Origin of the sequence: Macrococcus equi (assembly GCF_047426745.1) — a bacterium.
GTDB classification, from domain to species: domain Bacteria; phylum Bacillota; class Bacilli; order Staphylococcales; family Staphylococcaceae; genus Macrococcoides; species Macrococcoides equi.
In genome coordinates this window covers 1,191,442-1,211,100 of the sequence record NZ_CP179732.1, presented here as the reverse complement: position 1 = coordinate 1,211,100, position 19,659 = coordinate 1,191,442, and the positions used below count along the sequence as shown (strand labels likewise).

The following is a 19,659-nucleotide window of genomic DNA, read 5'->3' as shown; positions in this document are numbered from 1 at the left end:
CCTGAACCATCTGGAACAGAGTTTATTCGTGAAATATTTTCACGTCAATACTTACATATTATATACGTCTCACTATAAAAATGCAACCTTATTTTTTAAATGATTGGTTTACCGGTCTTCGCACTTTCTACCATGCGTTCACCAAGCTGCTTAAAGAAATCTTCATTTGATTCACTTTGTTTCAGGCGACGTAAGAAACGTTCTGTAAAGTCATTGCTATCAGTAAATAGATTTCTAAGCTGCCATACCATCTCTAATTCTTTTTTATCCAGTAATAATTCTTCCTTACGTGTCGAACTACGACGAATATCTATTGCCGGATAAATACGTTTTTCTGCTAACTTTCGATCAAGCGTAAGTTCCATATTTCCAGTCCCTTTGAACTCTTCGTAAATCATATCATCCATACGAGAACCTGTTTCTACAAGCGCTGTTGATAAAATGGTTAAACTACCACCTGCTTCAATATTACGCGCTGCACCAAAGAAGGCTTTCGGACGATGTAGACTTGCTGGATCTAGCCCACCTGATAAAGTACGGCCACTTGGCGGAATGACTAAGTTATACGCACGTGCTAAACGTGTAATCGAATCCATCAGGATGATGACATCTTCACCAATCTCAACGAGACGTTTCGCACGCTCCAGTAATAACTCAGCAACTTTAACGTGATGTTCCGGTGGCTCATCAAACGTTGAATGGACTACTTCTGCTGCTTCTACTGAACGTTCAAGATCCGTTACCTCTTCAGGACGTTCTCCAACCAGTAAAATAAAGAGTTTCGCTTCGGGGTGATTGACGCAAATTGCATTAGCAATTTCTTTAAGTAAAGACGTCTTACCAGCTTTCGGTGGCGCCACAATCATACCACGCTGACCAAATCCAATTGGTGTTACTAAATCCATAATACGTGTTGAATAAGCTGTCTTTGTTGTTTCAAGTTTAATACGCTGATCTGGATATAGCGGTGTAAGTGCCTGGAAGTGAGGACGTTTCTTCACTTCTTCTGCATTCTGATCATTCACAAAGTCCACTTGAAGCAAGCCGTAATACTTTTCATTTTCTTTCGGTTTACGTACTTTACCCGTAACTTTATCACCTTTCTTAATTTCAAAACGACGAATCTGACTGGCAGAAATATAGATATCTTTCTCACCCTTAGAGTAGTTAACCGTTCTTAAAAAACCGTAACCATCCGGCTGGATATCATCTAATATACCCTCCATATAGTAATTGCCGTCTTTCTCCATTTGTTTCTCCATAATGGCAAGTACTAATTCTTTTTTGTTTAACTTACTGTAATTTACTAAACCTAATTCTTTCGCCCTAGCGGTTAATGCTTTTGTAGTATGATTTTTATATAACTCGTGAAAAGACTCATATTGAGGGCTAGTTCTCACTTTTTCAACCATTTCAACACCCATTTCTTATTTAATTAATATATCGATTTAACTGTATGCATTCATTTTGGAAAATTCAAAAAGAAGAACAGAAGAATTTACGAGGATTATCATTTGATAGTTTAACATGTTTTAACAAAAAGAAAAAGCTTGAGCGTAAACTCAAGCTTAAAAATATCAACTAGATTGTTTCCTGATCATTGATAACTAAACCAGGCTTTTTATCAAGACTATGACGACCTTGAACGAAACGTACAGTACCAGATTTCGCACGCATTACTAATGAATGTGTTTCTGCGTAGCCACCTTTAAACTGAACGCCTTTCATTAATTCACCATCTGTCACTGCAGTCGCAGCAAAGATTGCGTCATCACCTTTAACCATATCATCTAATTGTAATACCGTATTTGGTTCGATTCCCATCTTACGACAACGTTCTTCCTGCTCAGCATCTTCAGGTAATAAAATACCTTGGAAGTCTCCGCCCAGCGCTTTAATACCTACAGCTGCGATAACTCCTTCCGGTGCGCCACCAGAACCAAATAGAATATCTACACCTGTAAAGTCAAAAGCAGTATTAATCGCACCCGCTACATCTCCGTGCTCGATTAATTTAATACGTGCACCTGCTTCACGGATTTCTTTAATGATTCCCGCATGACGTTCACGATTAAGTAAGGTAGCTGTCACATCAGAAATATCTTTTCCTTTAGCTTTCGCTACGGCTTGTAAGTTTTCAGTAACAGATTTAGAAATATCTACGACACCTACACAATCAGGACCCACAGCAATTTTCTCCATATACATATCTGGTGCATGTAATAATGTTCCTCTGTCACCAACTGCAAGTACAGTCATTGCATTCCATGAACCTTCAGCAACTAAAGTTGTACCTTCAAGCGGATCAACTGCGATATCAATTTGAGGACCCTCTTTAGTTCCTAATTCTTCACCAATATATAACATCGGTGCTTCATCCATTTCACCTTCACCGATAACAACGACACCATCCATAGGAATTGTATCAAACACTTCACGCATTGCAGTCGTCGCTGCATCATCAGCTTCATTTTTCAAACCTTTACCTACCCAGCGTGCACTCTTAAGCGCTGCTGCCTCAGTTACTCTGACTAACTCCATTGATAAACTACGTTCCATAAACATTCTCCTCTTTGCATTAGATATGTAACATCGTTATTAGTATAACACATTAAGACATTATGCGTACCTTTAGTTAATTTTGGTAATATAATTTTAATACTTATTGAAATAAAAAAGGTGCAGACATATTAGTCTACACCCATGGATCTATGCTTTCTTTTGATCAAGCTCTAAATGTTGCTGCGCCCATTCTTCAATAGGATGCATCGCTTGAGATAAGGCATAGCCTTTGTCAGTCAAAACATATTTAATCGATAATGGTGTTGTTGAGATGACCTTCTTCTCAACTAAACCCCATTCAGCTAACTCACTTAATTTCAAACTTAACGCACGTGGCGTAATTGATTTTAAGTCACGTTTCATATCAGAAAAATGTGCAGAACGATCTTCTGAGCGCGATAAATAATTTATAAGTAAGCCATTCCAGCTGCGACCGAGAATTTTAAATGTTTCTTCTAAATACGGACAAATTTCCATATTAATCACCTCTTTTATATTAACAGTATAAAGGATATAAAAAATATATCAAGTATATTTTTTATATATCAAGAAAAAAACGGCAGTTCGCCGTCTTTATCTTAATATATTATTCGATTGTTTCTCTCCAGATATCTGCACCTAATGCTTTAAGCTTTTCAACAATACCACTATACCCACGGTCAATATGCTTAACGTTATAGACAGTCGTTACACCTTCTGCTGCAAGACCAGCAATAACAAGACATGCACCTGCACGTAAGTCACTGGCAGCAACTTCTGCACCTGATAAACGAGAAGGTTTAATCACCGCTGTGCCGCCTGTTTCTGAAATATCACCACTCATACGTGATAATTCATCTACATGTTTGAAGCGTGCCGGATAAATAGTATCCGTAATCGTACTTTGACCTTCTGCCATAAATAATAGCGGTGTAAAGGGTTGTTGTAAATCTGTAGCAAATCCAGGATAAACATTTGTTGTAATCGTGACTGGTTGATATTTGTCCGGTCTAGAGATTAACGCTTTGTCTTCACCGATCTGAACGTCTACACCCATTTCAATAAGCTTTGCCGTTAATGGCTCCATGTGTAATGGAATAATATTTTCAATCATTACTTCCTCGCCCATCATTGCAGCAGCACACATATATGTACCCGCTTCAATACGGTCAGGAATAATTGTGTGTGTTGTACCTTGAAGTGATTCAACACCTTCAATTTTTAGTGTATCAGTTCCGGCACCACGAATTTTAGCACCCATATTATTTAAAAGAGTTGCAACATCAACAATCTCAGGTTCTTTTGCAGCATTTTCAATAACAGTTTTACCTTTCGCCATCGAAGCAGCAAGCATGATATTAATCGTTGCACCTACTGACACGACATCAAGGAAAATTTTAGCACCCTTTAACTCTTTCGCTTCCAGGTACATACCACCTGCTTCATTCGTAACTGTAGCACCTAATGCTTCAAAACCTTTGATGTGCTGATCAATCGGACGTGGCCCTAACGGACAACCACCTGGTAACCCAATGACACATTTTTTAAATTTACCAAGCATTGCACCCATCATATAATATGATGCACGTAATGATTGTACTTTATGGTTAGGAAGTGGCATATTCACAGCATCTGACGGATCTACTGTTAAACGGTCACCTTCTAAAGTTGTTTTAATATTTAAATCTTCAAGTAAACTCATTAAAGTCACAACATCTGAGATTTCTGGTAAACCTTCTAATGTAACTGGACTATTGGCCATAAGTGTCGCAGGAATTAATGCTACTGCACTATTTTTTGCTCCGCTGATTTGAACTGAACCTTTAAGAGGATTGCCACCTCTTATTTTAATTACTTCTTCTGACATGGTTGTACTCCTTTAACTTTAGTCACACACATTTATCTTAGTTAATTGTCCATTATTTTCTATTATAAACTAATTCATTTTATGATTGCAAAAATAAAAAGCATGAAATCAAATATAAGCTAAAGGGTAAAATTAGTCAAGAAAAAAAGGCTAGTACATATCGCTGCACTAACCTTTCGTATTATTTATTATGCTTTATTTGATGTACCAAATTCTTTAATTTTACCAATAACAGTTGCTTTAATTGCTTCACGTGCAGGTCCTAAGTATTTACGAGGATCATAAACGTTAGCATCGTTATTTAAAGTATCACGTACTGCTTTAGCAGATTGGATTTGGTTTTCAGTATTTACGTTGATTTTAGCAGTACCTAAAGAGATTGCTCTTTGGATATCTTTCGTTGGGATACCTGTACCACCGTGTAATACTAATGGTAAACCAGTTGCGTTACCAATCTCTTCCATTTCTTTGAAACCTAAGTTTGGTTCACCTTTGTAAGGTCCGTGAACTGAACCTAAAGCAGGTGCTAAGCAATCGATACCCGTCTTCTTAACTAATTCCTGACATTCTTTAGCATCCGCATAAACAACACCATCAGAAACAACGTCATCTTCCTGACCACCAACGCGTCCTAATTCCGCTTCAACAGAAACGCCTTTAGAATGTGCATATTCTACAACTTTGCTTGTAATTTCAACGTTTTCTTCAAATGAATGATGAGAAGCATCGATCATTACAGAAGTAAATCCAGCATCAATCGCTGCTTTACAGTTTTCGAAACTTGAACCGTGATCTAAATGAATCGCAACAGGAACTGTAATGTTCATGTCGTGCATTAAACCTTCGACCATTTTCACTACTGTATAGAAACCACCCATATATTTAGCTGCACCTTCAGAAACCCCTAAGATAACTGGAGCATTCTCTTCTTGTGTCGCACCTAAAATTGCTTGAGTGTATTCAAGGTTGTTAAGGTTGTATTGACCAACAGCATAACCACCTTCTTTAGCTTTGATTAACATTTCTTTCATAGAAACTAATGGCATGGATAATATCCTCCTCGTTTGTGCTCTAAGCACTATTTTTATATCGTTAGTATAGCACTTCAACTACTTCTTTGCATGTCTTATGGTCTTATTTATTCAAAGTTTTCTGCAATTTTCAAAACTTCGTCAATTGTAAACGGTTTCGTTAATACACCAGTAGCGCCTGTCACTTTAATAGACTTAATCTGCTCATCCGTCTGAAAAGCTGAAATAAGGTAGACTGGAACATCGGAAAAAGTTCTCAGTTCATTTAAAGCTTCATCGCCAGACATTATAGGCATCTTACGATCTAAAAAGACAAGATCATAGTCATTTGTCCTAAGCATTTCAAGACCACGTTTACCGTTTTCAGCAAGATCTGTTGTATAACCTTTCAACTTAAATATTTCCTGCAGTAGTAAGCGAATATTCGGTTCGTCATCAACCACTAGAATTTTCATGGCATACTTTCTCCTGATTATTTATGATATGATATAGTGTAATAATTTTAGAAAGAGGGATTTTCATGCTTAAAATTATGAATACCCAAATTAATGGTATCTTTAAAAAAATAGATTTGCAAGAAACAGAGTTAGACATTGCCGGAAGATTACTTGCACAAGCAGTCGTAGGTGAAGGAAAGATCTACGTTAAAGGCTTTGGCGATTTGAAACACTTTGAAGACTTTGTTGTAAGTAGTAAAGAAAATTTATTCGATGCAGCTATTTATACTTCAGATAATCTAGTCGATTCAACTGACCGTGTGCTTGTGATGAGTGATAACTACGATGAAAGTACAGCCGCGTTCGTCGATAGTTTAGAATCACGTGACATCGATTACGTGCTTGTGTGCAATAAACATGAAGACATAAATGCGATGAACTTTATCGACTTAAGTACACCACGTGCATTAGTGCCGACTGAAGACTTCAGCCGTATTATCACACCACACCTTATGGCGATGAACTATATTTATTATGCGATATACAGCGTCATGCATGAAATGCTGGTGGAAGAGTAAGAGGTTGTGGGTGAGATTTAACATTTCAATATGATTATGACCTGTCTTGTCCGATATATTATGTTTATCGGACTTGTTTGACTTGTATGTTGGCATTTCGGGTTTATCTTGTCCGATATATTGCGTTTATCGGACTTGTTTGACCTGTATGTTGACATTTCGGGTTTATCTTGTCCGATATATTATGTTTATCGGACTTGTTTGATTTGTATGTTGGCATTTCGGGTTTGTCTTGTCCGATATATTGCGTTTATCGGACTTGTTTGACCTGTATGTTGACATTTTGGGTTTATCTTGTCCGATATATAACCTTTATCGGACTTGTTTGACCAGTATGTTGGCATTTTGGGTTTATCTTGTCCGATATTTAACCTTTATCGGACTTGTTTGGTGCGTACGCTGCCATACTAAATCCAACGTGTCCAATATACCTTGTTTATCGGACACGTTACTCAATATTTCAATCAAACCAATAACTCCTCCCTTTATTCATTCCACTATAACTACATTTTTTCTTCAAGGCTCTTTGTACTGTCTTCAACTCACATTTACTCCATTCGGCAATCTCTTTAATTTGAAACGGTGCATTCTTTAAAATCCAAACTTGTTGTGCACATTCGGTAATATAATCTAGTTTACTAATTTTCCTACCGCACATACATGTTACATATTTCAAGCGTTCCACCACCTCCACCTTCCCAAATCGTCTACATGCAGGACAGCGATATCCTTTTTTCATCAGACTGTAATCATAATATGGAAATCTTCTCTCTTCTACAACATTCGCCTGGATGAGCGCATGTGCTAAGCGATAATCTTCATCGGTTGGGGGGCCTAATTGTTTTAAGTATTCAATGATAGATGGAATTTGTCCCGCGAATTTAATTGCATTATCTCCATTAAAGTTTTTTAAATTAAAACGCTCATTCACAAAAATGATACGACTTTCATGCTGATGGTTAAAACCGTTCTTCATTAAAAATTGAGGCAAGATAATATCCGCGCGTTTCAGTTGGCTGATGATTGTTTGATCAACTTTACCGTTATCTTTTTTAAACAATCCATCAATATATGTATAGTCACCTGTATAATTTTTCACATCAAAATGAAGTATCCAGCCTCCACCTATCACTAAAAAATCAAATTGAGCTTTACTCGATTCTTTCAACGTAATATCCCACAGCTTTATTGAACCTTCTACTGTATTTAACATTTCATAAAAATAGCTTTCGCCCTCATACCCCATTTGATACGCATATAAAGTAACACTATCATCCGGAGTTAACTCACATCTTCCATCAACATTCATTAAATATTTTATCTTGTTATCAGGCTCATGATGTTTAAGAAACATTTTACACCTCCTAACAATTAATTTACAACTATTCAAAACAAAATTCAATAGTTAACTTTTGTTAACTCAACTCCAAAAAAAAGCCATCCCGAAGGATGGCTGTAAAAAATCTATTTTTTGATTGCTGCTTCAACAAAACCACGGAATAAACTTTGTGGTTTCATTGGTCGAGATAAAAATTCTGGGTGGAACTGACATGCTACAAACCATTTATGGTCTGGAATTTCTACGATTTCAACTAAACGTCCATCTGGAGAAAGTCCTGAGAACACTAAACCTTTCTCTTCTAAACGTCCACGGTACTCATTATTAAATTCATAACGGTGACGGTGACGTTCATCAACACGGCTAACGCCGTATGCTTCAAATGCTTTCGTACCCTCTTGTACTTCGCAAGGATAAAGTCCTAAACGTAATGTTCCACCTAAATCTACTACATCTTTTTGGTCAGGTAATAAGGCAATAACCGGGTATGGTGTATTTGGATCAAGTTCTGCAGAATGTGCGCCTTTTAATCCAACAACGTTACGTGCAAATTCAACAGTTGCAAGTTGCATACCTAAACAAATACCGAAGAATGGAATATTATTCTCACGCGCAAATTGAGTCGCTAAAATTTTACCTTCGATACCACGTTCACCAAATCCACCCGGTACTAATATACCGTCCGCATCTTTTAAACGCTCTTTATAGTTTGTAACATCTAAATGTTCTGAATTAATCCAGTCGATTTCGATTTCTTTACCGAATGCATAACCTGCATGTTTCAACGCTTCAGCAACAGATAGATAAGCATCCTGAAGCGCAACGTATTTACCAACTAATGCGATACGTACTGATCCATCAAGATTACGTACTGTATCTAATAGTTGATTCCATTCAGTCAGATCCGCTTCATCGCTAGCCTCTAAACCTAAACGTTCAATTACTAAGTCATCCATATTTTGTGCTTGAAGTGCTACAGGGATTTGATACAATGTATCCGCATCACGACACTCAATCACTGATTTCTTGTTAATATCACAGAATAACGCAATTTTATCACGTAAATCTTCTGTCATTTCATATTCTGTACGTACAACGATCATATCCGGCTGAATACCTAAACCACGTAACTCTTTTACTGAGTGTTGTGTTGGTTTTGTTTTCATTTCACCAGCAGCCTTAATGTAAGGTAATAATGTACAGTGAATATACATTACATTTTCACGACCTAAATCACTTTTGATCTGACGAATTGATTCAATAAAAGGAAGTGACTCGATATCCCCGGTTGTTCCACCGATTTCAGTAATCACGACATCTGCTTTCGTAGATTCACCTGCAAGTAAAAGACGTGATTTGATTTCATTAGTGATGTGCGGAATAACCTGTACCGTTCCACCTAAATAATCTCCGCGACGTTCTTTCTTTAAGACGTGAGAATATACACGGCCTGCAGTAACGTTTGAGTATTGGTTTAAATTGATATCAATGAAACGCTCATAATGTCCTAAGTCTAAGTCTGTTTCAGCGCCGTCATCTGTAACGAACACTTCCCCATGCTGATATGGACTCATCGTACCTGGATCGACATTTAAATAAGGGTCGAATTTTTGAATTGTTACGTTTAATCCACGGTTCTTTAATAATCTTCCTAAGCTTGCTGCAGTAATCCCTTTACCTAGTGATGAAACTACGCCACCTGTTACAAATATAAATTTTGTCATGATTTAACCTCCTGAAAAATAAAAAAACGCTCCATTTGCAAGTGCAAAGGGAGCGTATAGGTTTATACGTCGTCCTAATTAAAGGAGCCCAAGTAAAATAATAATCATTTTTTGACTGAATGTCAACTGAGATTATAATTCTTCCTCTTCTTCTTCTTCTTCATCGTCAAATTCATCGTCTTCGTCGTCAAACTCATCTGCTTCAACGACAAGACCTGCTTCTTCTAATTCATCTTCGACATCTTCATCTTCAGCATCAACGTTTTCTTCATCATCACCGCCAACAACTAAATCTAATTCATCTTCAACTTCATCTTCACCAAGTAAAGCAATCTTCGGAGCATCTTCATCGTCTTCATCAAGTACATCGAACTTCTGTACTGTAGGAGCGATTTTTTCTTCAATATCATCTACTGAATACCAGTCACGAAGACCCCACATATATTCGCCTGTTGATAAGAAACGTCCGTCTGTATTTAAGTCAGTGTAGAACTGAACAACACGCGTTTCAATTTCTTCACTTGAATATTCACCAATGGCCTGGAATTCGTCAATAAGGTCATAAAGATTTACTTCTTTACCTTTTTCAGTTAAATAGATATAAGCTAAGTCGATAAAAGAATTTTCGTCTATCATTTCTTTTGTATATTCAGAGATTTTCATTTTCTTCGTCCTTTCAAACTATGCTAGTTTAAGTTCACACTACATCATATCAAGAAAATGTCCTCTAAAGCAAGATTAATAACGAATTAATTTCGTTAAATAGTTAGGACGATTAGCATCCATCGCGACAAAGTTATTATTCAGATAAATATCCATCAATGCTTCCGAGACATCCGCTTCAATGCGAACAACATTTTGATAATGCTTACGCACAAATGTCGCGATTTGACGCAGGACGTTTTCACGAATCGTTTCAGCATCTTCTTTAATATCCATCGCTTTTAAGAGCGCAACATTGTCTTTAACTTCTATATCAACAGAGCCTACTTGTCGTTCATCCTTTAACAACTGTACTTTGTCACCATCTAACACAAGCTTTAACTTTGATACATATTTCGCATCTAAATCTAAATAATACAAGCGTTCTTTACCAATGGGTCCATTCGGATTTGTCGCTAAGTGCATAAACCCTGCACGTTCGTATAAGTTCCATGCACCCTGGTTCTCAGCATCTACTACGAGGAATAAATGATCAAAATCCGGGAACACGCTTTGAGCAAATTCAGGGATATTCATCATAATCTCTGTACCGTAACCTTGACCTTGTAACTTATTGTTAATAGATAAGCTACGTACATAAACAGCATTAATCGGTGTGTCGTAACCTTCATGTTGATAATGTTGATGTAATACGAAGAAACCTACAACTTCATCGTCATGATTTAATACGATACACGGTCTGCGATTTGGGTCAAGCAATCCTTCATCTAACACTTCCATCGGTAATGAAGAATAAATCATCTGACGTTCCGTTAACTCAAACGCTTCTAACTGTGGACGATATTCCTCTTTATATTGAACAATCTTAATTTGTGCTCCTATAAATTCCATTATGTTGCCTCCGTCTTGGGTGAATTTAATTATTTACTTTATATACTACCCCATTCTCAAAAAAATTATCACAAAATTTAAACAAAACTGTGAAAACCACAAATCAAGCAAGCAATATAGTATAATAACAAAAAATAATTAAATGAGGTTATGACATGAAAATTGGAATTGATGCAGGCGGTACATTAATTAAAATTGCGATATTAGAAAACGGTACATTTACATTTAAAAAACAACCGAGTGTGGAACTTGAACAGGTAGCCGAGTGGTTAAAAACAGTGCCTGAAGCTGAAGTAGCACTCACTGGTGGTAAAGCGACATATCTACAAAGCTTAATCCCGCAAAATGCCTATCAATCAATAGAATTTGATGCAACGTTCAGAGGCATTCAATCGTTCTTACAGGAAATGAATTTGGACATCTCAAAATATGTATTCAGTAATGTTGGTACAGGTACTTCAATCCACTTCGTTGACGGTGATAAACAAATCCGTGCTGGTGGTACAGGTGCAGGTGGCGGTATGATGATGGGGTTATCATATTTACTGACTGGAAAAGATACATTTGAAGACATCGTTGAGCTCGCGAAACTTGGCAATCGTGACATTATCGACCTTAAAGTAAAACATATCTATAAAGGTGACAAATCACCGATACCTGGTGAACTCACTGCAGCAAACTTCGGAAATGTTTTACACAATAAAGATACGGAAAACTTTACAGACGCAGATAAAATCGCTTCAGTATTAGGCATTGTCGGAGAAACCGTAACAACTGTTTCAATTCATGCAGCACGTGAATTCGGTGCGGAATATGTGGTCTATATCGGTTCAAGCTTCCTGGACAATACATTATTACGTGACATCGTGATGAACTATACAGTGCTACGTAACTTTAAACCATACTTTATCGAAAACGGCGAATACTCAGGCGCTGTCGGCACACTCCGACTCATGGAAGAGGCGTAAGCTTAAGCGCTTAGTCACAAGCAGACTGGAGAAAAGGACATAGAAATCGCTCTTTGATTTTATGGCTTTTTCGAAGTATGCCTTGGGGCTGCTTAAGTGTCGCTGTTTAATAAAGCGTAAGCTTAAGCGCTTAGCCACAAGCAGACTGGAGAAAAAGACATAGAAATCGCTCTTTGATTTTATGGCTTTTTCGAAGTATGCCTTGGGGCTGCTTAAGTGTCGCTGTTTAATAAAGCGTAAGCTTAAGCGCTTAGTCACAAGCAGACTGGAGAAAAAATCGAGCTACTCTAAACGAGTAGCCCGATTTTTATTTTTTACCTATAACCTTCACTAAACTATACAAAAAAGGTACGAGTGTCGCACTAATAACAGTTGTTGCGACCGCTATGCCTGTTCCATTTTTCTTATTCATAAGCGTCACTCCTTAATTCGTGCTTCAAATACTTTTATACGCTGTTCCACGATACTTTCTTCACCATGCCAGATACAGATAAAGCGTGACGGGAATCCGTTTTTCTCTTTATAATCTCCGTTATAATATGCAAGCGGGAATAAATATCCTGCCTTCACTTCTTCTAATATCGCTTCATAAAATGCTTCATTATCTCCTGTGCTGTAATACGCTAAAAATTTCTTATAGCCTTCATTCAACACATTTTCCAGCAACAATAATGAACTTGATCCATTTTGTCTGAAATTCAAATCAATCGCATAGACGTCACCTTGTGCATCAACAAGCAAATCAAAGCCTGCAATACCAACATATCCTGCAGCAACACCATTCTCCATAATCTCACGACCGGCATCGATGACCTTTTGCTCGATATCATGCTCAATCGTATTACCACGGTATTTACCATACTTCTCAGTAATTTGCTGGCTTGCCCCAATAAACTGAATACCTAACGTCTCGCTATACGCATACTGTACACAATAGTTACGCACAGGTTGGATAAATTGCTCGATAATCATCTGCGTCGTGCCTTCAGCCTGACGTACACGTTCAATCGCTTTATCAATATCTTCTTGTGTATAGCAGAGCATTACTCCGTAACCACCGGCAGTCGGATGCTCATCCCCTGGCTTTATCACAAAAGGCAACTCCCACTTTTGTACCGTTGATTCAAAATCTTCAATCGCAACTACATCACGTTTCGGTAAAAATTTGCCTTTAGTCCAAGAATCAAGAATCGACTTATTATTCAATGCTAAAAACTTCTCTCTTGGTACCACATAGCGCTCTCCAGGCACGAGTGTCTCCTCATGTGCATACTGGAAAAATATCTTCTCACCATTATCTACAGCGTCGCGTAATATTTGTTCATATTCATCGCGCGTCTCATAAATTCTAAAACCTTCAGGCATATCAAATCCCACAACATTAAAAAGTGCTTCTGTCTTGTCTGTCACTGTCGCTGCATGTACTACAACCGGCATCTGAGCAATAAGAAGTTCTCGTGCACTAAGTAGGTTTGACTGATGTTCCTCAGGTAATAACCACGGATTATAAGTATAAGATGGTCTTGAAGAATATAATACTTTGTCTCCGTATAAATCTTTCATTACTAATGGTAAGTTGATTGGTTTAGTCGCCATAAATGCTCTCCTTTAATGTTTCATGTAAATGTTGAATACGTGCCAGTTCATCAGGCTTTTCGATGAGTTCAATCGCCATCGTTGCCATAATTTTAGCACCTTGTAACAGTGCATGGTCACCATGTGCACTTTTTGCTGCCTCACAAAAAGCCACAGTATGTCCCACAAGTGATGAAGGTCCCATCTTAATATGCGGATGAATCGTCGGAATTACATGACTCACATTACCTGTATCAGTCGATCCAAAGCCGAAGTCATCATGTAAGATAGGCTCATTATGCATTATCGCATGTTTTTCAAATAAATCGTCTAAAAAAGTATTTCTAATAAATTCATTTACTCCATTTTGGATATGATTCAACTTATATTCAGCACCTGCAGTGATTGCTGCTCCACTTGCCACACGTTCAACTTGTTGAGTGAGCTGATCGAGATCTTTACGACTGATTGCACGTGTATAAAAGCGCGCTTTCGTATAATCCGGGATGATATTCGCACTTTTCCCGCCGTCTAGTATCACACCATGCACTTTATCCGTCTTCTTAATGTGTTGACGTAATTGTCCAATCCCATTGAAGAAACTGATCATCGCATCGAGTGCATTAATCCCGTTATGTGCATTTTCTGATGCATGCGCTGTCTTTCCGAAAAACTCAACTTCAAAGACATCTACAGCAAGCGTAGGCACCGTTCTGAACGATTCATGACCTGGATGAATCATCAAGGCTACATCACTATCATTGAAGAGTCCTGCTTTAACGTATGATGCTTTCGCGCTTCCGTTAACGCCTCCTTCTTCTGCAGGTGTGCCAAATACTTGAATGACACCCCCAATATCATCAATTACTTCTTTTAAAGCAATCGCAGAAAGTACACTTGAAGTCCCAATAATATTATGGCCACAAGCATGACCAAGACCTGGTAACGCGTCATATTCAGCGAGATAAGCAATCGAAGGACCACTTTTTTCACTTTCATATGTTGCAATAAACCCTGTTTCATGACCTGCAATATCACGTTCAATGCTGAATCCAGCATCTTTAAGTGTCTTGCATAACAGATTCGAAGCAAAGTATTCTTCATTCCCAAGTTCAGGTCGAGCATGGATTTCGTGACTAATGCGAATAAATTTTTCTCTATTTTTGTCTATATATTGTATCACTTTTTCATTCATTGTATACGCCCCTTTAACTTTAAAAAAAGACATTCCCAGATAGGAATGTCTACACGTCCTTATCTGCCAGCTCTCGCTGTAGGAATTAGCACCTTACGTTACGCAGGTTGCTGGATGTCATCGGGCCCTTCCCTCGATCCGTCTTGATAAGTTATTATTTTAATATTAACTATATAGTTCTCAATAAATTCTGTCAAATATCAATATGCTTTTGCTGGTAATGTAATTAAAAACTTTGTTCCAGCCACTGAGCTTACAACATCTATCGTACCATCATGTAATTCTACGATTTCTTTAGCTACCGCTAATCCGAGACCACTGCCGTTATGATGTTCATTAGTTTTCTTCCCTCGGTAAAATTGCTCGAAGATATGTGTGAGTTCTTCCTGAGGGATACCTTGACCGTTATCCGCAATCTCAATCACCGCATTATCACCGTTCATATAAGTATTAATCCATACTTCTACACTCGTATTATGGGTAAAGCTATTCGATACAATATTCGTCAGTACACGGTCCATACGTGATTTATCGATATGGATTTCAGCATTTTCTTTGTGGACATAACTTAAGCCTTTATTCCCATATTGCGAAACGAATGCTTCTATATAGGCTGCAAGTGGTGTCTCTTCGGTATGGAACTGTATGCCATCACTTTTTAGCTGGTATACCATGTTTAAGTCTTTGAGTAACTGATCGATATATAGCGCTTTATCTTCAATAATACCGATAAATTTCTTTTGCTCACCTACTTCAAGATTCATGTCACTATTTAATATTTTAGCGTAGCCATAGATTGAACTAAGCGGCGTCTTTAAATCATGCGTAATACCTCGCACCCAGTTTTCACGCTGAATATTCATCTTGCGCTGGTAGTTATTATCATCAGCGAGTTTACCGGTAAGCTTCGCGATCGCACCATCTATCGAACTATACATACGATACTTTCTACGGAGTCTGCCATTCTTATAGATTTTGTCATTATTGAGTACCGTGTAATCACCCTTAGCCAGACGGTCAAGCCACAATGAAAAATGACGTAACGGCTGCGCTAAACGACTACCGATGAAAAATGATAATGCAAGTATCGCAAGTAGTACAACAAGATTCATCCACGCATACCATACGAAAAATTTCTTAACAATATAAATAAAATCTTCGTCATACAAAAAACTATTCTCTGCAAATATTTCTTTTGTATCCTCAGGTTCAGGATTCTTCTGAACAACATAGTAATGCTTATTGTCCTTTACAAAGTTCACATAAAAATACTGCTGAAAATTATCATGGTTCTTATGCTTGAATAGATTGTCATTGATCACATCACTATCAAAAGCGCCATATATTTTATTAAGGCGTGACTTGTCTGCTTCAAACAATGCGAGCTGATGGGTTTCAATAAATGATTTTGCATCTTTATCACCTTGTTCAAGTTGATGCTTCGCTCTATTTAATGTGACATGCTGCAGATAAAGTACTTGCTGACCACCTGGCATCTCCCATGTTGTAAGCTCTTCAGAGCTATAAGTATAGAGTGGACGCAAGTGATAATCACTTTGTGAGGAATAGATAATTTTCCCCTGTTTATTTTTGACGATAATGATGCCGTCATGCTTCTTGACATAACTCAGCATATTTTTATGGGGTTGTGCACTGTTTTTCGTCATCTTAAAATACTGGCTCATCGTAAACGAGTCAACTACCTGCAAATCCTCTTCAAAGAAATTCTGTTCTGTCGAAAATAAAAAATATACGAAAAATGAACAGATGATGAAAGTCACTGAAAAATAAAAAATTAAAAAGTAACGAATAAAGCGTATCATAAATTTTTTGCTGATATTCATTGACGTGTACCTGTATTAAGGATGTAACCTACACCACGTGAAGTTACTAACAGTTTTGGGTGACTCGGGTCTTCCTCAAGTTTCTCTCTTAGCTTCCGAATATGTACCATCACTGTATTATCATCGACAAACTGATTCTCCCACACAGCTTCATAAATCTGCTCTTTTGTACAAATCTCGTCTTTATGCTCATAGAGATACTGCATTAATAAATACTGTTTCCCAGATAATAAATATTTCTGATCGCGTACAGTCAGTTCGCCGTTGCGCTCATCAAAGTTAAACAGTGCATTACGCGCACCTCCAGTCTTTAAATAGCGATCAACGTTGACTTTTACTCTTACTGCAAGCTCCATCGGATTAAAAGGTTTAGTGATATAGTCATCCGCACCATTTTGGAAACCTTTAATCTTATCACGATCCTGCGTATTAGCTGAGACGTAGAGAATCGGTGCGTCAGTTATTTTACGAATATCATTTCCCAGGTCATAACCCGACCCATCACCTAAATTAATGTCCAGCAAATAGGCATCATAAGGATTTATGATCATCTCTTTTGCCTGATTAAAAGTTGAAGCAATATCAACGGTGTTAAATCCTTCACGCTTCAGTATAAATTTAATTAGTTCAGCAATTTCAATTTCATCTTCTACGATTAATATTGACGGCATTTGATAGACTCCTTTAAAAGTGCATTTATTTAGTAATAATAACAAATATTCCACTAAAATTGTATGATTCATACAAATAAAAAAGGAAAGCACATTCATTGTCCTTTCCAGTTAAAAATTTTTATAAAATTGAAAAATCCTGTTCATTACGTGTTTTATACCAATCAACGGCTTTGACCGTCATCACTGTTATAAATATTATTTTTGATTGTTCGTATGCTTCAACGTCAAACGGATATAGCTTCGCAAGCTCTCTTTTGACATTATTATAGCGTTCCATTTCACCAGGAAAATACTTTAAATATGCTGTTAAAGCGACCATCTCTCCAATCTTTACATGCTGCACCGGAAAAATATATAGTTGATGCGTGCGGTCACCTGAAAAACGCTTAACATATTGAAGACCCTCTTTAAATTCTGGTGAAACACGCTCATATCCAAGTCGAAGCAGTGCCTCGTGCTGTGTATCAAAAAGCTTAAGACTTTTAGTGACAATCATCATATCAATGATCGGTTTCGCACACATCCCTGGTATTGCGGTTGAGCCGATGTGCATGATGTTGTCTGCATGTTCTTTAATGCTTGCTTTAAGCTTTCTCAGTTCATCTAAATATAAATGCTGCCATATACTATCGTAAGGCAATACAACGATCCTTTTCATGCGTCACCAGCTTTCAAAAATATGTAATAGTAATATTATACTATATTGTGACTGTGTTCACAAACTATTTTATTGTGTTATCACACAGTGCATGTTATTATTAATTCCGAGTTAACCGATAAGATTAATTATAATGTAGGAGCGAATACTAATATGAGTTTACCCTTTATGGATATATTTAAAGACTGGGCGACTGAATATGATAATTTTGTCTCAGGTCAGGATCCAGAGTATCATGATGTGTTTATCAACTATGACTTTATGATTGAGCAGGCTGTAAAACAAGCAACTGGTACGGTTGTTGAATTCGGTCCAGGTACCGGTAATATGACGCGTAAATTACTCGCTAAAGGTTTAGGTGTTCGTGCTATCGAACCGAGTGAAGAAATGGCAGCGATTGGTGAACAGAAGACAGGGATTGCTTTTGAACGTGGTGACTTTCTACACTTCAAACCCGAACCTGCCGATACATTTATCTCTTCTTTTGCCTTTCATCATTTAACAGATATCGAAAAGGATATCGCACTCGGTAAGTATGCTGAACTTTTAAATGATGAAGGACGCGTAATTATCCTTGATACCATCTTTAATTCTGCTGCAGAAAAGCAGGAAATGATTACACAATACACATCACTTGGGTTTAACAATCTCGTTGAAGATCTTAACCGAGAATATTATCCATTGAAAGAGACGATGATGCATATTGCAGAGCGTAATGGCTTTGACTATGAGGATGTGCAGCTGAATCGCTTTGCACACTTGCAAGTACTTAAGAAAAAGACAATCCAAAAACCATTCGACCTCATCGGTAATACCCCAATGGTTGAAATCACTGCATTTCCACTCAATAAAGGGAACCGTATTTTTGCTAAACTTGAAAACCACAACTTAGGCGGCTCAGTGAAAGATCGCCTTGGATTCAATATTATTACGAAAGCATTAGCGCGTGGTGATATCAAGAACGGTTTAGTCGTTGAAGCGACTGCCGGTAATACTGGAATCGGCTTAGCACTTGTTTGTCAAAAGTTTGATTTGAAGTTACGCGTATATGTTCCGGAGAAATTCAGTGTGGAGAAGCAAAGTATCATGCGTGCACTTGGCGCAGAAATCATTAATACCCCTACCGAAAAAGGGATGCTCTTTGCCCGTGAGGAAGCACTGAAATATGCCCATGAAACTGGTGCATTTTTTACGAATCAATTCGAATCAGCTGACAACCCGTCAAGTTACGAAGGATTGGCAAATGAAATTATTAAAGCGGTCGGACGTGTGGATATGATCGTTGCCGGTGCAGGAAGCGGCGGTACGTTTACAGGTCTTGCACATTACTTTAAAGATGCCCATAAAGTGATTGTGGAGCCAGAAGGTTCTATCTTAAATGGCGGTGAGTCAGGCAGTCATCGTACAGAAGGTATCGGGGTTGAAGCCTGGCCAGCGTTCTTACCAAAAGAATTAATCGATGCTGTTGAAACAGTCTCTGATATCGATGCTTTTACTAAAGTATCAGAACTTGCTAAACTTGAAGGGTTAATGCAAGGCAGTTCATCCGGTGCTGCACTTCAAGCGGCACTCAACCAGCAAGCACACTTTACTAACCAAAATATTGTCGTCATCTTCCCGGATGCAAGCGACAGATATCTATCAAAAGAAATCTTTAATATCGAAGGAGAATAA

18 protein-coding genes and 1 riboswitch are annotated in these 19,659 nt (G+C 37.8%); of the genes, 3 read left to right on the top strand and 15 right to left on the bottom strand.

Annotated elements, in window-relative coordinates; all coding sequences use genetic code 11:
* Nucleotides 1-95: 95 nt before the first annotated feature.
* From rho to ACMGE6_RS06200, 6 genes are all read right to left on the bottom strand, one after another.
* Nucleotides 96-1,412 (bottom strand): transcription termination factor Rho, encoded by a 1,317-nt coding sequence (gene rho / locus ACMGE6_RS06225; protein WP_414053166.1) that lies wholly within the window; start codon nucleotides 1,410-1,412, stop codon nucleotides 96-98.
* Nucleotides 1,413-1,581: 169 nt separating this feature from the next.
* Nucleotides 1,582-2,559 (bottom strand): class II fructose-bisphosphatase, encoded by a 978-nt coding sequence (gene glpX, locus ACMGE6_RS06220; RefSeq protein WP_414045661.1) that lies wholly within the window; start codon nucleotides 2,557-2,559, stop codon nucleotides 1,582-1,584.
* A 150-nt stretch (nucleotides 2,560-2,709) separates the two neighbouring features.
* Nucleotides 2,710-3,039, bottom strand: coding sequence for a winged helix-turn-helix transcriptional regulator (locus ACMGE6_RS06215; protein ID WP_414045660.1), 330 nt, complete (start codon nucleotides 3,037-3,039; stop codon nucleotides 2,710-2,712).
* A 109-nt stretch (nucleotides 3,040-3,148) separates the two neighbouring features.
* Nucleotides 3,149-4,408: a UDP-N-acetylglucosamine 1-carboxyvinyltransferase gene (locus ACMGE6_RS06210; protein WP_414045659.1), complete on the bottom strand. Its 1,260-nt coding sequence runs from the start codon at nucleotides 4,406-4,408 to the stop codon at nucleotides 3,149-3,151.
* A gap of 188 nt (nucleotides 4,409-4,596) precedes the next feature.
* Nucleotides 4,597-5,454, bottom strand: a complete 858-nt coding sequence (fdaB, locus tag ACMGE6_RS06205; RefSeq protein ID WP_414045658.1) for a class IIb fructose-bisphosphate aldolase FdaB — start codon at nucleotides 5,452-5,454, stop codon at nucleotides 4,597-4,599.
* A 92-nt stretch (nucleotides 5,455-5,546) separates the two neighbouring features.
* Nucleotides 5,547-5,894 carry a response regulator gene (locus ACMGE6_RS06200; RefSeq protein ID WP_414053165.1) on the bottom strand — a complete coding sequence of 116 codons (348 nt, stop codon included), beginning with the start codon at nucleotides 5,892-5,894 and terminating at the stop codon, nucleotides 5,547-5,549.
* A 65-nt stretch (nucleotides 5,895-5,959) separates the two neighbouring features.
* Here ACMGE6_RS06200 and ACMGE6_RS06195 point away from each other — a divergent pair, with 65 nt between their 5' ends.
* Nucleotides 5,960-6,454, top strand: a complete 495-nt coding sequence (locus ACMGE6_RS06195; RefSeq protein ID WP_414053164.1) for a DUF2529 family protein — start codon at nucleotides 5,960-5,962, stop codon at nucleotides 6,452-6,454.
* Nucleotides 6,455-6,914: 460 nt separating this feature from the next.
* Here ACMGE6_RS06195 and ACMGE6_RS06190 read toward each other — a convergent pair whose 3' ends face one another.
* The 4 genes from ACMGE6_RS06190 to ACMGE6_RS06175 form a co-directional block, all read right to left on the bottom strand.
* Nucleotides 6,915-7,808: a nuclease-related domain-containing protein gene (locus ACMGE6_RS06190; protein WP_414053163.1), complete on the bottom strand. Its 894-nt coding sequence runs from the start codon at nucleotides 7,806-7,808 to the stop codon at nucleotides 6,915-6,917.
* A gap of 110 nt (nucleotides 7,809-7,918) precedes the next feature.
* On the bottom strand, nucleotides 7,919-9,517 hold the full coding sequence (locus ACMGE6_RS06185) for a CTP synthase (protein ID WP_414053162.1): 1,599 nt from the start codon (nucleotides 9,515-9,517) through the stop codon (nucleotides 7,919-7,921).
* 132 nt (nucleotides 9,518-9,649) lie between these two features.
* Nucleotides 9,650-10,180: a DNA-directed RNA polymerase subunit delta gene (gene rpoE, locus ACMGE6_RS06180; protein ID WP_414053161.1), complete on the bottom strand. Its 531-nt coding sequence runs from the start codon at nucleotides 10,178-10,180 to the stop codon at nucleotides 9,650-9,652.
* Nucleotides 10,181-10,255: 75 nt separating this feature from the next.
* Nucleotides 10,256-11,071, bottom strand: a complete 816-nt coding sequence (locus ACMGE6_RS06175) for a GNAT family N-acetyltransferase (protein WP_414053160.1) — start codon at nucleotides 11,069-11,071, stop codon at nucleotides 10,256-10,258.
* Nucleotides 11,072-11,226: 155 nt separating this feature from the next.
* Between ACMGE6_RS06175 and coaW the strand changes: the two genes are divergently transcribed.
* A complete protein-coding gene (coaW, locus tag ACMGE6_RS06170; protein ID WP_414053159.1) occupies nucleotides 11,227-12,039 on the top strand; it encodes a type II pantothenate kinase in 813 nt (270 codons plus the stop codon).
* Between the two features lie 417 nt (nucleotides 12,040-12,456).
* Here the strand turns inward: coaW and ldmS are convergent, their stop codons facing one another.
* The 5 genes from ldmS to ACMGE6_RS06145 form a co-directional block, all read right to left on the bottom strand.
* Nucleotides 12,457-13,635, bottom strand: a complete 1,179-nt coding sequence (gene ldmS / locus ACMGE6_RS06165) for an L-aspartate--L-methionine ligase LdmS (protein WP_414053158.1) — start codon at nucleotides 13,633-13,635, stop codon at nucleotides 12,457-12,459.
* Complete coding sequence (locus tag ACMGE6_RS06160) at nucleotides 13,625-14,809, bottom strand: M20 family metallopeptidase (RefSeq protein ID WP_414053157.1); 1,185 nt, start codon at nucleotides 14,807-14,809, stop codon at nucleotides 13,625-13,627. Before ACMGE6_RS06160 ends, ldmS begins: the two co-directional genes overlap by 11 nt.
* Nucleotides 14,810-14,865: 56 nt before the next feature.
* A riboswitch (SAM riboswitch) is annotated at nucleotides 14,866-14,962 on the bottom strand.
* Nucleotides 14,963-15,009: 47 nt separating this feature from the next.
* Nucleotides 15,010-16,518 carry a sensor histidine kinase gene (locus ACMGE6_RS06155; protein WP_414053156.1) on the bottom strand — a complete coding sequence of 503 codons (1,509 nt, stop codon included), beginning with the start codon at nucleotides 16,516-16,518 and terminating at the stop codon, nucleotides 15,010-15,012.
* A 131-nt stretch (nucleotides 16,519-16,649) separates the two neighbouring features.
* Nucleotides 16,650-17,324, bottom strand: a complete 675-nt coding sequence (locus ACMGE6_RS06150) for a response regulator transcription factor (RefSeq protein ID WP_414053155.1) — start codon at nucleotides 17,322-17,324, stop codon at nucleotides 16,650-16,652.
* Nucleotides 17,325-17,445: 121 nt separating this feature from the next.
* Entirely contained in the window at nucleotides 17,446-17,985 is a 540-nt protein-coding gene (locus ACMGE6_RS06145; protein WP_414053154.1) for a GrpB family protein, read from the bottom strand.
* Between the two features lie 153 nt (nucleotides 17,986-18,138).
* Between ACMGE6_RS06145 and ACMGE6_RS06140 the strand changes: the two genes are divergently transcribed.
* Nucleotides 18,139-19,659 carry a pyridoxal-phosphate dependent enzyme gene (locus ACMGE6_RS06140; protein ID WP_414053153.1) on the top strand — a complete coding sequence of 507 codons (1,521 nt, stop codon included), beginning with the start codon at nucleotides 18,139-18,141 and terminating at the stop codon, nucleotides 19,657-19,659.